Raw genomic sequence first — 12919 nt, forward strand, 5'->3', positions numbered from 1 at the left:
CTCTCCCATGCCGCAGAATTCTTTTGATTTGACGCTTTGGAGTCAACAGCGTTTGGCCCAAGTCGAGTTGGCTTTATCGAACTGGATCAACCCCCAAGCGCCTGCCAATTTGGGTGAGTGCATGCGCTATGCCGCTTTAGACGGCGGTAAGCGTTTACGGCCCTTATTGGCCTTGGCCGCCCGTGAAGCCGTGGCGCAGGGCGATGCCCGAGTGGAAATGGACGAGGCGGCTTTGCGTGCAGGCTGTGCGGTTGAGCTGATTCATGCGTATTCCTTGGTCCACGATGACATGCCTTGCATGGACAACGATGTGTTGCGCCGAGGCAAGCCCACCGTCCACGTGCAGTTCGGCGAGGCGCAAGCCTTGTTGGCGGGTGATGCGCTGCAAGCGCTGGCTTTTGAAGTGCTAACCCCTGAGGCGTCCAACATCCCTAGTGATGTGCAAGCACGCCTGTGCCGTTTGTTGGCGGTTGCTGCGGGCTATCAGGGCATGGCCGGCGGTCAAGCGATTGACTTAGCCAGTGTGGGCCAAGCCTTGACCCAAGACCAACTGCGTCAGATGCACCGTTTGAAGACGGGTGCGCTGCTGGAAGCCAGTGTGATGATGGGCGCCACCTGCGGTAAGGCCGGCTCCCAAGCACTGAACGCATTGCAGCGTTATAGCCAAGCCCTTGGCTTGGCGTTTCAAGTGATTGACGATGTGTTGGATGTCATCGCTGACTCCGCCACGCTTGGTAAAACCGCAGGCAAAGATGCTGCGAACGACAAACCTACTTATGTGTCACTGTTGGGCTTGGCGCCAGCTCAGGCTTATGCGGAGGCCCTGTTGCAAGAAGCCTTAGATGCTTTACAAGACAGTGGTCTGACACACACCCACGCGCTGGCTGCCTTGGCCCAGCACGTTGTGAAACGGAACACCTGAACATGCCCAACTTGTTGCCCACCATCAACTCACCGGCTGACTTGCGCGCCTTACCGCGCCAGCAACTCAGCACTTTGGCCGACGAGCTGCGTTCGTATGTGTTGCAAAGCGTCGCCAAAACCGGCGGGCATTTGAGCTCTAACTTGGGGACGGTCGAATTGACGGTGGCGCTGCACTATGTTTTTAACACCCCGCACGACCGTATCGTGTGGGACGTGGGCCACCAAACCTACCCGCACAAAATCTTGACGGGGCGGCGAGACCAAATGAGCACGCTTCGTCAACGTCATGGCCTGAGCGGTTTCCCACGCCGTGACGAAAGCGAATACGACGCCTTTGGTACGGCTCACTCGTCCACCAGCATTTCTGCCGCCTTGGGCATGGCAGTGGCCGCGCAGCAAAAAGGTGAGCAACGTCATGCCATTGCAGTGATTGGCGATGGCGCCATGACGGCCGGCATGGCCTTTGAAGCCTTGAACAATGGCGGTGTGACGCATTCCAAACTGTTGGTCATCTTGAACGACAACGACATGTCGATCAGCCCGCCTGTCGGCGCGCTCAACCGGTATTTGGCACAGTTGATGAGTGGCAAGTTTTATGCGGCCGCCAAAGAGGTGGGCAAGCAGGTGCTCAAAGGCGCACCGCCTTTGTTCGAGTTGGCCAAGCGTTTCGAAGAGCAAGCCAAAGGCCTTGTGGTTCCGGCTACTTTGTTTGAAAAGTTTGGTTTCAACTACATCGGCCCCATCGACGGCCACGACCTGGAGTCGCTGATTCCAACCTTGGAAAATATCAAGCACTTGGAAGGGCCACAGTTTTTGCATGTGGTGACCAAAAAAGGCCAAGGTTACAAATTGGCCGAAGCTGATCCAGTGGCCTACCACGGTCCAGGTAAGTTTGACCCTGCTGTGGGTTTGGTGCCTTCGACCAGCGCCGCCAAAACCACCTTCACCCAAGTGTTTGGTCAGTGGCTGTGCGACATGGCCGAGCATGACCCACTGTTGGTGGCCATCACGCCCGCTATGCGTGAAGGCTCGGGTATGGTGGCGTTTCACCAGCGTTTTCCTGAGCGCTACCACGATGTCGGCATTGCCGAGCAGCATGCACTGACGTTTGCGGCAGGGCTAGCCTGCGAGGGTGTGAAGCCCGTTGTGGCCATTTACTCCACGTTCTTGCAACGCGCCTACGACCAAGTCATTCACGACGTGGCCTTGCAAAAGCTACCCATGGTGCTGGCGCTGGATCGCGCTGGCATTGTGGGGGCCGATGGTGCCACGCACGCCGGTTTATATGACATCCCGTTCATGCGCTGCATTCCTAACGTCAGCATGGCTTGCCCAGCAGACGAAAACGAATGCCGCCAACTGTTGACCACGGCTTACCAACAAGACCATTGTGTGGCCGTACGTTATCCACGGGGTGCAGGTGTCGGCGTGCCGGTGCAGCCTGGCTTGCAAGCCTTGCCTTTTGGCAAAGGCGAAATGCGTCGCACAGGTCAACGGATTGCCATTTTGGCCTTCGGTACCTTGCTTTACCCTGCGCTCGAAGCCGGTGAAGCACTCAATGCCACGGTAGTCAACATGCGCTGGGCCAAGCCGCTTGACACGGCGTTGCTGGCGCAAATTGCGGCCACGCACGATGCCTTGGTCACGGTTGAAGAGGGGGCCATCATGGGCGGCGCAGGTTCGGCGGTGCTTGAAGCCTTGCAAGTGCTTGAGCAACCCAAGCCCGTTTTGGTGTTGGGTGTGCCTGATGTGTTCACCGAGCACGGCGACCCCGTCAAGTTGCTTGCCGAATTGGGCTTAGATGCCGCAGGTATTCAAGCAGCCATTGCCAAGCGTTTTGTTAATCTTTTGGATTAACTTGCAAACCAATCATGGGCATGAGGCAATTTCATGCACTTTGAATTTTTTGATAGCTGGTTTTTTCTTCGGGCAAACCCGCAGATTTTGTCCCCCAAGCCTGCCTACAATCTCGCCTCGCTGGCTGTCATTCTGGTGTCACCTCTGACATTGACAAGCTCGCAGTTTTAACTTTTTGGAGTCTCACATGGACCGTCGTTCCGTAATCAAGAATGCAGGTATTGCTGGCATTTTGGCCGCAGGTGCCGCACCAGCCGTTCACGCACAAGCCGCTATCCGCTGGCGTTTGGCTTCGAGCTTTCCTAAATCGCTCGACACCATCCACGGTGCAGCTGACACTTTCGCCAAGGCTGTCAAAGCCATGTCGGGTGGCAAGTTTGAAGTCTCTGTCCATGCACCTGGCGAAATCATGCCCGCTTTTGGCGTGGTGGATGGCGTGCAACAAGGCTCCATCGAAATGGCCCACACAGCCCCTTACTATTTCTTTGGTAAGGACGAGACTTTTGCCTTGGGTTGCGCCATTCCTTTCGGTCTGAACAGCCGTCAAATGACAGCATGGATGTACGAAGGCAACGGCATGAAGCTGATGCGCGAGTTCTATGCCAAATACAACATGGTCAACTTCCCAGGCGGCAACACAGGCGCGCAAATGGGTGGCTGGTTCCGTAAAGAAATCAAATCGGTGGCTGACCTCAAAGGTTTGAAGTTCCGTGTTGGCGGCTTCGCAGGCAAGGTGCTTGAGCGCATGGGCGTCATTCCTCAAAACATTCCTGGTGGCGACATTTATCCAGCCTTGGAAAAAGGAACCATCGACTCAGCTGAGTGGGTAGGTCCCTATGACGATTTGAAGTTGGGCTTCAGCAAGGTTGCGCCTTTCTACTACTACCCAGGTTTCTGGGAAGGTGGCCCACAGCTCGACTTCTTCATCAACGACAAAGCATTTGCCGCTCTGTCGCCAGAGAACAAGGCCATCGTCGAAGCTGCAGCTGCGCAAGCCCACTCTGACATGCAAGCCAAGTATGACGCTCGTAACCCTGCTGCTTTGAAGCAGTTGGTGGGTTCTGGCACCAAGTTGCGTGAGTTCCCCAAAGACGTGATGGCGACAGCTTTCAAAGAGTCGATGGCTTTTTATGACGAAATCTCGGCCAAAAACGAAAACTGGAAGAAAGTCTACGCTGACTACAGCAAGTTCCGCGCAGACTCCAACCTGTGGTTCCGTTTCACCGAAGCCAAGTTTGACTCGTTCATGCAAGCGCAAAAGCTGTAATTCAGTTTTTCTACATGCAAAAAAACCGCGCTTTAGGGCGCGGTTTTTTTATGCCTGATGCAAGGGTTGAAGCGTCAGGATCACATGCGTCTAAAAGACTCGAGCTCTTTGGCTAATCGGCTGCAGTTCTCCAGCATATCCGGGCGAATCATATAAAAAACGGTGAATTTACCTGCCAAGGTGCGTGCATAAAAGCGCGGTGCCATCAGCCACTCCAGGCCTCGAATGCGCAGTAACTTGGCGTAAGCCAGTTCATCCAAATTTTGGTGCTTGTCCCAAATCCAAGTTTGGTGCATCCCTAGTGCATCTATTTTGACGCGGCTGCGCACCACATGCCAAGCTGTCCAAGCCAACAAGACCCAACCGACGATGAACCACCCTGCGCTGCGTAACCCTTCCCAGCCTGTGTCGCCGCCAAACTTGCCTTGTTGCCACAAGCTGAGCAGCCAGTAGCCTGATCCCAGCACAGTGAGCAGTGTGATGCCTTGAAACGTGCGCGAAAAGGCGGGACCTTCTAAGGTCTCAGGAGCGCATACAAAGCGAAAGGGCTCGGGTCCTCGCATGGGTAACGTCACGCTTGACTCAGAGGTGGATGGCGGTGTGTTGTGGTCGGTCATGGTCTAGCAGGGTTGGCCAAGAAAAAGCCCCTCTCGGGTTTGCCGGAGGGGCTTATGCTTTAAGTCGGCGCTTATTTCTTGAAGAGATCGTCCATTTTCTTTTGCTCCTCAGCCGCGTTGTCAGCGTCTGTAGGTTTGGTGCCGTCAAGTTTGAGCTCAACCTCAGGCACTTCTTGCTCAGAAGGCATTTCAATCACAACTTTGTCAAGATCGACTTTCTCTTCTTTGTCCAAGAACATGGTCACTGTCTCGGGCACGAAGATCACGATCACCACCAGCACCAATTGCATGATCACCCAAGGAATGGCGCCCATGTAAATGTCGTTGGACTTGACGGGTTTCTCAATGCGTCCTTCTTTGAACAAGGTGTCAGCAATGCCGCGCAGATAGAAAAGCGCAAAGCCAAAGGGCGGATGCATGAAGCTGGTTTGCATGTTGACGCACAGCAGCACGCCGAACCACACCATGTCGATGCCCATCTTTTCAGCAACTGGGCCGAGCATAGGCAAGATGATGAAGGCGATTTCAAAAAAGTCGAGGAAGAAGGCCAAGAAGAAGATGAAGATGTTCACCACAATCAAGAAGCCCACTTGACCGCCAGGCAAGCCTGACAGCAAATGCTCCACCCATTTGGCGCCGTCAACACCCTGGAACACCATCGAAAACACGCGTGATCCGATCAAGATGAACACCACCATGGCTGTGAGGCGCATGGTGCTGTGCATCGCATCCCAAATCAGGTTTTTGTCCAAGCGGTTGTGCATGGCGGCCAAGACCAACGCGCCTACACAACCCATGGCACCGGCTTCAGTCGGTGTCGCAATGGCGGTGTTGATGCCGGGCAATCCACCCATCGATCCCAGGACGGCAAAGATCAAGAAGGCGGAGGGCACGATGCCACGCAAGCACTTGGCCCACAAGGCCCAGCCATTCAAGGTGCGTGCTTCTTTGGGAATACCGGGCACATGTTCAGGTTTGACCAAACTCAAACCATAGGTGTAGAGCGCAAAAATGCCCACTTGCAACAAGGAGGGGCCCCAAGCGCCTTTGTACATATCGCCCACCGAGCGACCGAGTTGGTCGGCCATCACCACCAACACGAGAGACGGTGGCACCAGCTGAGTGATGGTGCCAGAGGCTGCCAAAACGCCGGTGGCATAGCGCATGTTGTAGCCGTAGCGGATCATCACCGGCAGCGAGATCAAGGCCATGGCGATCACTTGACCCGCCACGGTGCCTGTGATGGCGCCCAAAATGAAACCCACGATGATGACCGAGTAGCCCAAACCGCCTTTGACGGGGCCAAACAATTGGCCCATCGAGTCAAGCATGTCCTCCGCGAGGCCACATTTTTCAAGAATGGCGCCCATGAAGGTGAAGAACGGGATGGCCAACAACAAATCGTTGCTGAGAATGCCAAAAATGTTCAAAGGCAGATTGGACATGAAACTGGCAGGGAACCAGTCCATGCTGATGGCAAAGAAGCCGCAAGCGAGGCCTAAGAAAGCCAGCGAGAAAGCAACCGGGAAGCCAATCAGCATCGTGAGGATGAGTCCCCCAAACATGAAGGGGGCAAAGTTTTCCATTAGCATGATCATGTGTCCTTATTGCACGGGCTTTTCGTAGTGCGTGTTCATTTCAAACTTGCCTTGCAAGTAAGCCACGCGCTTGATGATTTCGCTGATGCCTTGCATGCACATCCATGTAAAGCCCAACGGCAATAACAACATGGCTGGCCAGCGGATCAAGCCGCCTGCATTGCTGGACATCTCTTGGGTCACAAACATTTTGAGAAAGAGCGGAAAGCTCAACCAAGCCAGCAAAAGCATGACGGGCATCAAAAAGACCACCAAGCCAAATAAATCCACATAAATGGGGCCTCGACCTTTGAGCTTGCCGTAGAACAAATCAACCCGCACGTGCTCATTGAGTTTGAGTACCAAGGGAGCGCCCAGCATCACAGTGGCTGCGAACAAGTACCACTGAATTTCGAGCCAGCCGTTAGAGCTCATGTCGAATCCGTAGCGAATGAACGCATTGCCCGCTGAAATTAGGGCGGCCGCCATCACGGTGAATGCGGCAACAGCGCCAAAACGCTCGCTGACCCAGTCAATGCCCAACGCTAATTTAAGAAGTTTTGACACCATGTGCCTCCAGTTTTCTGCCAACCCGCCATGGTACCAAGCCCAAGGGCGCTAGGCCTCTTCAAACTGTGAAGTTTCCGATGTCGTTGTGAAAAATACTTCAAAGGCCTTTGACTTGCAGTGTCAACTTGCAACCGTTGCTGCTTTTTTGCTTTTTTTGAATGTCCACCAAGGCAGCAAGGCACTGAGCGATTGCACGTCACCACTTGAGTGTGCTGCGTAGCCGGGCAGAGCATTTAATGCCTCGCACCAATCGCGTTCTTGTAGCAAGTCACGAAGTGCCTGCGTAGCGGGTGTGTCCAACGCAGATTTGAGGCAAACCAAATGAAAGTGTTCGTGCAGCAAGGGCGCAAATCCCAATCCTCGGGCACGGGCGGTGCTCTCAATGCCTAGGCCCACATCGCAACGCCCAGATGCAATGGCTTCAGCCAAAGCCGTGTGAGAGGGTTCATCATCGGGCAATGCATTCAAGTCATGGAGGTCAAGTTGGGCTTGACCCAGCAAATCGTCGAGCAACACCCGAGTGCCTGTGCCTAAGCTGCGATGCACAAATCGGGCACGCGTTCGCGCAACATCTTGCAGGCTATGGAGCTGCAAGGGGTTGCCTGGGGCCACGATCAAGCCTTGAACGCGCGTGGCAAAACCAATGATTTTGTGCAGGCCCGGTTTGAGCAAATCTTGGTAGGCCTTGGCCGTGTGCGAGGTTTTGCTGGATGGCGATTGCGTGTGAAAACCTGCCAAGGTGCAGCGTCCTTCATTCAGAGCGCGAATGGCGTCCACGCTGCCGCAAAAACGGATGTCTAAATGAAGGCCTTGCTCCGCCGCGTATTCGCGCAGTCGTGGCAGGGCATCATCGTGGCTGGCGTAGAGCGTCAGCACGTGGGCGTCGGGGTCAAACGCGACGGCAAAGGTGCGTTCTAAGTCGGCACGCAAGGCTTCGATTTGTGGGGCTAGGCGAGCTTGGGTTTGGCGTTCAGCCCACATCAGCTTGTCACCAAACTCGGTCAAGCGCGCAGATTGGCCTTTTTCCCACACGATCAGCTCATGGCCCAACACGTCTTCCCAGCGCTTGAGTTCGCCCCAAACGTGGCGATAGGACAAATCCAATGCGCGTGCTGCCGCAGAAATGGAGCCCTGTTGCGCCACGGCTTGCAGCAGGTCCATCAATGGGTGGCGCAGCAACATCGAGTCCGCTGCGGGGCTGAGTTTGTCGCTGTGGTGGTTGAGGGTGTAGTTAAGTCGAACGCTATGCACAGATTTACATATGGTGAGGTTTTGAGCGCTTGGCTAGGATGCCGCAAAGTCTAACTGTCTCATGTCTACGTTTACCGATACCGCCACCTCTTCGCTACAACTTCTCGTTCAATTTGATCCTGTGCTGTGGTCCATTGTGGGGCGATCTCTCTGGGTTAGTGTGCTCGCCACCGTCTTCGCATGTAGCTTGGGCGTTGTCTTGGGTGCTTGGTTGGGCGTCTCTCGGTTCGTTGGGCGGGATGCGCTGCTGACCGTGCTCAATACCTTTTTGGCGTTGCCGTCCGTGGTGGTTGGGTTGTTGGTGTATTTGCTCTTATCTCGCACGGGGCCTCTGGGTTTTTTGGGTTGGTTGTTCAGCCTCAAAGCGATGGTGTTGGCCCAAGCCATCTTGGTGCTGCCCGTGGTCACGGCGTTGACACGGCAGTGTGTGGAAGATGCTGAGCGTAGCCACGGTGAGCAGTTGCAGTCCCTGGGCGCCGCGCCTTGGATGCGCAGCGTGCTGCTGGCCTGGGACGAGCGCTACACCCTGCTGACCGTGGTGATTGCGGCGTTTGGTCGTGCGGTCTCTGAAGTCGGCGCAGTGATGGTGGTGGGCGGCAACATGGAGGGGTTCACACGCGTGATGACCACCGCCATTGCCCTAGAAACCAGCAAAGGCGATTTGCCTTTGGCCTTGGCATTGGGCTTTGTGCTGATGGCTGTGGTGCTGCTGCTGAACGTCTGCATTTCAATGCTGCGCCGTTGGCGTCAAGGTTCAGACGATGCCGTTCAAGGTCATGCGCAAGGGGCGTTGGCATGAGCACCGTGTTGGACTTGCAGCGGGTGGGGGTTCAATTTGCCCGCCACACTGCTTTGCGCGAGGTGAACTTGCACATTCGCTCGGGTGAGCGTATTGCCTTGGTGGGTGCCAACGGGAGCGGCAAAAGCACGTTGCTCCGTGTGGCTCATGGGTTGTTGAAGCCTTCGCAAGGTCAGGTGAGGGCGGCCCCTGAGGTGCGCCAAGCGATGGTGTTTCAGCGCCCACACATGCTGCGTACCTCGGTGCTGCGTTTTGTGATGTGGGGACTCTGGTTGCAAGGCGTGTCATGGCGCGCTGCCCAAGTGCAAGCGTTGGCAGCCTTGCAGCAGGTCGATTTGCAAGATTTGGCCGATCGTTCGGCACGCACTTTGTCGGGCGGCCAGCAACAGCGCTTGGCCTTGGCTCGGGCGTGGGCCCTACAGCCCGGTTTGGTGTTGTTAGACGAGCCTACGTCAAGCCTTGACCCGCATGCCAAGCGTGAGGTGGAGCGTTTGGTGTCGGATTGGGTCAGCGCCTCGGGCGTCACCTTGCTGTTCAGCAGCCACAACTTAGGTCAGGTCAAACGCATGGCCACGCGGGTTATTTACTTAGAAGCTGGCCAAATTTTGGCCGACTTAGCTGCAGATCATTTTTTCAATCAGTCCTTGGCGGATAGCCATCCACAAGCGCATTTGTTTCTTAAAGGAGAGTTGGTATGACACGTCGCACACATTTGTTCTTATGGGTCGCAAGCTTGGCTTGTGTCGTGGCTTTGGGATCCACCCCCGTGCGGGCACAAACGCCCAACATCGTCATGGCTTCGACCACATCGACCGAGCAATCGGGGTTGTTTTCCCACATGTTGCCCGCATTCAAGCAGGCCACAGGCATTGAGATCAAGGTCGTCGCTTTGGGCACAGGGCAAGCCTTGGACACGGGCCGTCGCGGTGACGCCGATGTGCTGTTTGTGCACGACCAAGTGGCTGAAGAGAAATTTGTGGCTGATGGTTTTGGCGTCAAACGTCACCCCGTGATGTACAACGATTTTGTGCTCGTTGGCCCAGCCAATGACCCTGCGAAGGCGCGTGGCAAAGACATCGTGACCGCCCTGCAAAAAGTGGCTGGCTCACAGGCTAACTTTGTGTCGCGCGGCGACAAAAGTGGCACCCATGCCGCCGAGTTGCGTTATTGGAAATTGGCAGGTGCTGAGAGCAAAGGCAATGGTTACAAAGAGTGCGGCTGTGGCATGGGCCCCGCATTGAACATCGCTTCGTCGACCGGCGGCTACGCGTTGACCGATCGCGGCACATGGCTCAACTTCAAGAACCGCCAAGATTTGCAGGTCTTGGTGGAGGGCGACAACCGCCTGTTCAATCAGTACGGCGTGATGGTGGTCAACCCCGCCAAACATTCGCATGTCAAAGCCGATTTGGCGCAGAAGTTTGTCGATTGGGTCATCTCACCCGCAGGTCAAGCCAACATCAACAGCTACAAAATTGGCGGCGAAGCCTTGTTTTTCGCCAACGCCAACAAATAAGGTTTAACGCTTTCAAGTCGGCGGTTTAAGAGAATGTGGCGCGCCGACTGAGCCGTCATAGCAAGATTTATCTCAACTTGAGAAATCTCTAACTTTTTTTCAGGAAATTACGGGTTACTCCTTAGGCACAACTTTGCACAAGATTCTCAAAATCTTATGCAACACGATTCATAGCCAACTGGAGACCTAGATGCAAAAAATCCTGCACATCAACCCAGACAAATGCACGGGCTGTCTGCAATGCGAGATGGCCTGTTCTTTTGAGAACTACGGCACGTTCGCCACAGCCAAGTCGCGCATCAAAGTGTTTGACTTCCATGAGACTGGCAAAAAAGTGCCTTACACCTGCACGCAGTGCGACGAAGCTTGGTGTTTGCATGCGTGCCCTGTGGAGGCGATCACCAAAGACAAAGTCACGGGCGCCATGGTGGTGAATGAAACCACCTGCGTCGGTTGCAAGGTGTGCACCATCGCTTGCCCCTTTGGCACCATCAACTACGTGCAAGAGACCGGCAAAGTTCAAAAGTGCGATTTGTGTGGCGGCGACCCTGCCTGCGCCTCGGCTTGCCCCACAGGCGCGATCACCTTTGTGGACGCCAACTGGACCGGCCTCGACAAGATGAAGCAATGGGCCAACAAACTTGGCAACCAGCCTTCCGCCACTTAAATCCCAATTAGGAGCACACATCATGACTTGGGCTGGAAAAATCCTCCGCATCAACCTCACCACAGGCACCGTCAAAACCGAACCCCTCAACATGCAATGGGCCCGCGACTATGTCGGCTCACGCGGTTTGGGTTCCAAGTACCTCATCAGCGAAATCGACCCTAAGGTGGATCCGCTGTCGCCTGAGAACAAAATCATTTGGTCAACCGGCCCGCTGACAGGCACCATGGCCTCAACGGGTGGTCGCTACACCGTCATCACCAAAGGTCCGCTGACGGGTGCCATCGCTTGTTCGAACTCGGGCGGTTACTTTGGCGCCGAGTTGAAGATGGCCGGCTGGGACATGGTGATTTGCGAAGGCAAGTCACCCACCCCCGTTTACCTCTACATCAACGATGACACAGCTGAATTGCGTGACGCCACGGAGCTGTGGGGCAAGAGCGTGTGGGAAACCGAACACGCCTTGAAGAAAACCTTGCAAGATCCGCTCACTCGCGTGTCGTCTATCGGCAAGGCCGGTGAGAACCATGTGTTGTACGCGGCCATCGTGAACGACTTGCACCGCGCGGCTGGCCGCTCAGGCGTAGGCGCCGTGATGGGCAGCAAAAACCTCAAAGCCGTGGCCGTGCGTGGCACCTTGGGTGTGGGCAACGTGCGCGATCCCAAAGCCTTCATGAAGGTCACGGCCGAGAAGAAAAAGATCTTGGCCGATAACGCGGTGACGGGTCAAGGCTTGCCCGCTTATGGCACGCAAGTGCTGATGAACGTCATCAACGAAGTGGGCGCTTTGCCTACCCGTAACCACCGCGACGTGCAGTTCGAAGGTGCCAAAGACATTTCTGCCGAAGCCATGGCCACCCCGCGTGAAACCGATGGCAAGAAGCACTTGGTGACCAACCAAGCGTGCTTTGGTTGCACCATCGCTTGCGGTCGTATCAGCAAGATGGACGAGACCCACTTCACCGTACAAAACAAGCCGCAATACTGGGGCGCGTCGGGTGGCTTGGAGTACGAAGCTGCGTGGGCCTTGGGTGCAGCCAACGGCGTGAAAGACTTAGAGGCTTTGCAGTACGCCAACTTGCTGTGCAACGAAGAAGGCATTGACCCCATCAGCTTCGGCGCCACCGTCGGTGCAGTGATGGAGCTGTATGAAATGGGTGTGTTGACCCAAGAGCAACTGGGCATCGATGCCAAGTTTGGCTCGGCGGAAGCTTTGGCCTTCTTTGCCGAAGAGACGGTCAATGGCCGTGGTTTTGGCATCGAAATCGGTCAAGGCTCTAAGCGCTTGACCGAAAAATATGGCCACCCAGACTTGAGCATGAGCGTGAAGGGCCAAGAGTTTCCTGCGTATGACGGCCGTGCCATTCAAGGCATCGGCTTGGCTTACGCCACGTCCAACCGTGGTGCTTGCCATTTGCGTGGTTACACCATCGCGTCGGAAGTGTTGGGCATTCCTGTCAAGACCGATCCGCTGGAGCACGAAGGTAAGCCCGAATTGGTCAAAGCGTTCCAAGACGCCACGGCTGCGTTTGACTCGTCGGGTCTGTGCATCTTTACCACCTTCGCTTGGGGCTTGGCCGATTTGGCACCGCAAATGCAAGCCGCGTGCAACGAGGACTACACCACCGAAGAACTCGAGAAAATTGGCGAGCGCATTTGGAACATGGAGCGCGAGTTCAACAACGCTGCAGGCTTCACCGCCAAAGACGACAGCTTGCCCAAGCGCTTGCTGACCGAAGCTGCCAAAACGGGCCCTGCCAAAGGCAAGGTCAGCATGTTGCCCACGATGTTGCCCAAGTACTACAACGTGCGTGGCTGGGACAGCGAAGGTCGCCCCACGGCTGAAACCAAAGCCCGTTTGGGTCTCTGAGGTT

12 protein-coding genes are annotated in these 12919 nt (G+C 55.5%); 8 read left to right on the forward strand and 4 right to left on the reverse strand.

Annotated features, from left to right (window positions below; all coding sequences use genetic code 11):
* Positions 1 to 7: 7 nt before the first annotated feature.
* The 3 genes from B9Z42_RS06700 (at position 8) to B9Z42_RS06710 (ending at position 4048) form a co-directional block, all read left to right on the forward strand.
* Positions 8 to 922 carry a polyprenyl synthetase family protein gene (locus B9Z42_RS06700; RefSeq protein ID WP_100132778.1) on the forward strand — a complete coding sequence of 305 codons (915 nt, stop codon included), beginning with the start codon at positions 8 to 10 and terminating at the stop codon, positions 920 to 922.
* Between the two features lie 2 nt (positions 923 to 924).
* Entirely contained in the window at positions 925 to 2781 is a 1857-nt protein-coding gene (dxs, locus tag B9Z42_RS06705; RefSeq protein ID WP_100132571.1) for a 1-deoxy-D-xylulose-5-phosphate synthase, read from the forward strand.
* Between the two features lie 187 nt (positions 2782 to 2968).
* On the forward strand, positions 2969 to 4048 hold the full coding sequence (locus tag B9Z42_RS06710; protein WP_100132572.1) for a TRAP transporter substrate-binding protein: 1080 nt from the start codon (positions 2969 to 2971) through the stop codon (positions 4046 to 4048).
* Between the two features lie 80 nt (positions 4049 to 4128).
* On the opposite strand, the gene B9Z42_RS06715 is transcribed toward B9Z42_RS06710, so the two are convergent.
* From B9Z42_RS06715 to B9Z42_RS06730, 4 genes are all read right to left on the reverse strand, one after another.
* Positions 4129 to 4665, reverse strand: coding sequence for a hypothetical protein (locus B9Z42_RS06715; protein ID WP_100132573.1), 537 nt, complete (start codon positions 4663 to 4665; stop codon positions 4129 to 4131).
* Between the two features lie 71 nt (positions 4666 to 4736).
* Positions 4737 to 6257 (reverse strand): TRAP transporter large permease subunit, encoded by a 1521-nt coding sequence (locus B9Z42_RS06720; protein WP_100132779.1) that lies wholly within the window; start codon positions 6255 to 6257, stop codon positions 4737 to 4739.
* Between the two features lie 12 nt (positions 6258 to 6269).
* The gene (locus B9Z42_RS06725; protein ID WP_100132780.1) at positions 6270 to 6809 is read right to left on the reverse strand and encodes a TRAP transporter small permease subunit; all 540 of its coding nucleotides are present in this window, start codon (positions 6807 to 6809) and stop codon (positions 6270 to 6272) included.
* 123 nt (positions 6810 to 6932) lie between these two features.
* The gene (locus B9Z42_RS06730) at positions 6933 to 8063 is read right to left on the reverse strand and encodes a substrate-binding domain-containing protein (RefSeq protein WP_199171997.1); all 1131 of its coding nucleotides are present in this window, start codon (positions 8061 to 8063) and stop codon (positions 6933 to 6935) included.
* A 61-nt stretch (positions 8064 to 8124) separates the two neighbouring features.
* Between B9Z42_RS06730 and B9Z42_RS06735 the strand changes: the two genes are divergently transcribed.
* The 5 genes from B9Z42_RS06735 (at position 8125) to B9Z42_RS06755 (ending at position 12915) form a co-directional block, all read left to right on the forward strand.
* On the forward strand, positions 8125 to 8862 hold the full coding sequence (locus B9Z42_RS06735; RefSeq protein WP_100132575.1) for an ABC transporter permease: 738 nt from the start codon (positions 8125 to 8127) through the stop codon (positions 8860 to 8862).
* Positions 8859 to 9560 (forward strand): ATP-binding cassette domain-containing protein, encoded by a 702-nt coding sequence (locus tag B9Z42_RS06740; protein WP_100132576.1) that lies wholly within the window; start codon positions 8859 to 8861, stop codon positions 9558 to 9560. Before B9Z42_RS06735 ends, B9Z42_RS06740 begins: the two co-directional genes overlap by 4 nt.
* Complete coding sequence (locus tag B9Z42_RS06745) at positions 9557 to 10378, forward strand: substrate-binding domain-containing protein (RefSeq protein WP_100132577.1); 822 nt, start codon at positions 9557 to 9559, stop codon at positions 10376 to 10378. Before B9Z42_RS06740 ends, B9Z42_RS06745 begins: the two co-directional genes overlap by 4 nt.
* A 190-nt stretch (positions 10379 to 10568) precedes the next feature.
* On the forward strand, positions 10569 to 11045 hold the full coding sequence (locus B9Z42_RS06750) for a 4Fe-4S dicluster domain-containing protein (RefSeq protein WP_100132578.1): 477 nt from the start codon (positions 10569 to 10571) through the stop codon (positions 11043 to 11045).
* A 22-nt stretch (positions 11046 to 11067) separates the two neighbouring features.
* Positions 11068 to 12915: an aldehyde ferredoxin oxidoreductase family protein gene (locus tag B9Z42_RS06755; RefSeq protein WP_100132579.1), complete on the forward strand. Its 1848-nt coding sequence runs from the start codon at positions 11068 to 11070 to the stop codon at positions 12913 to 12915.
* Positions 12916 to 12919 lie beyond the last annotated feature (4 nt).

The sequence above is a fragment of the Limnohabitans sp. B9-3 genome, from assembly GCF_002778325.1.
GTDB classification, from domain to species: Bacteria; Pseudomonadota; Gammaproteobacteria; order Burkholderiales; family Burkholderiaceae_C; genus Limnohabitans; species Limnohabitans kasalickyi.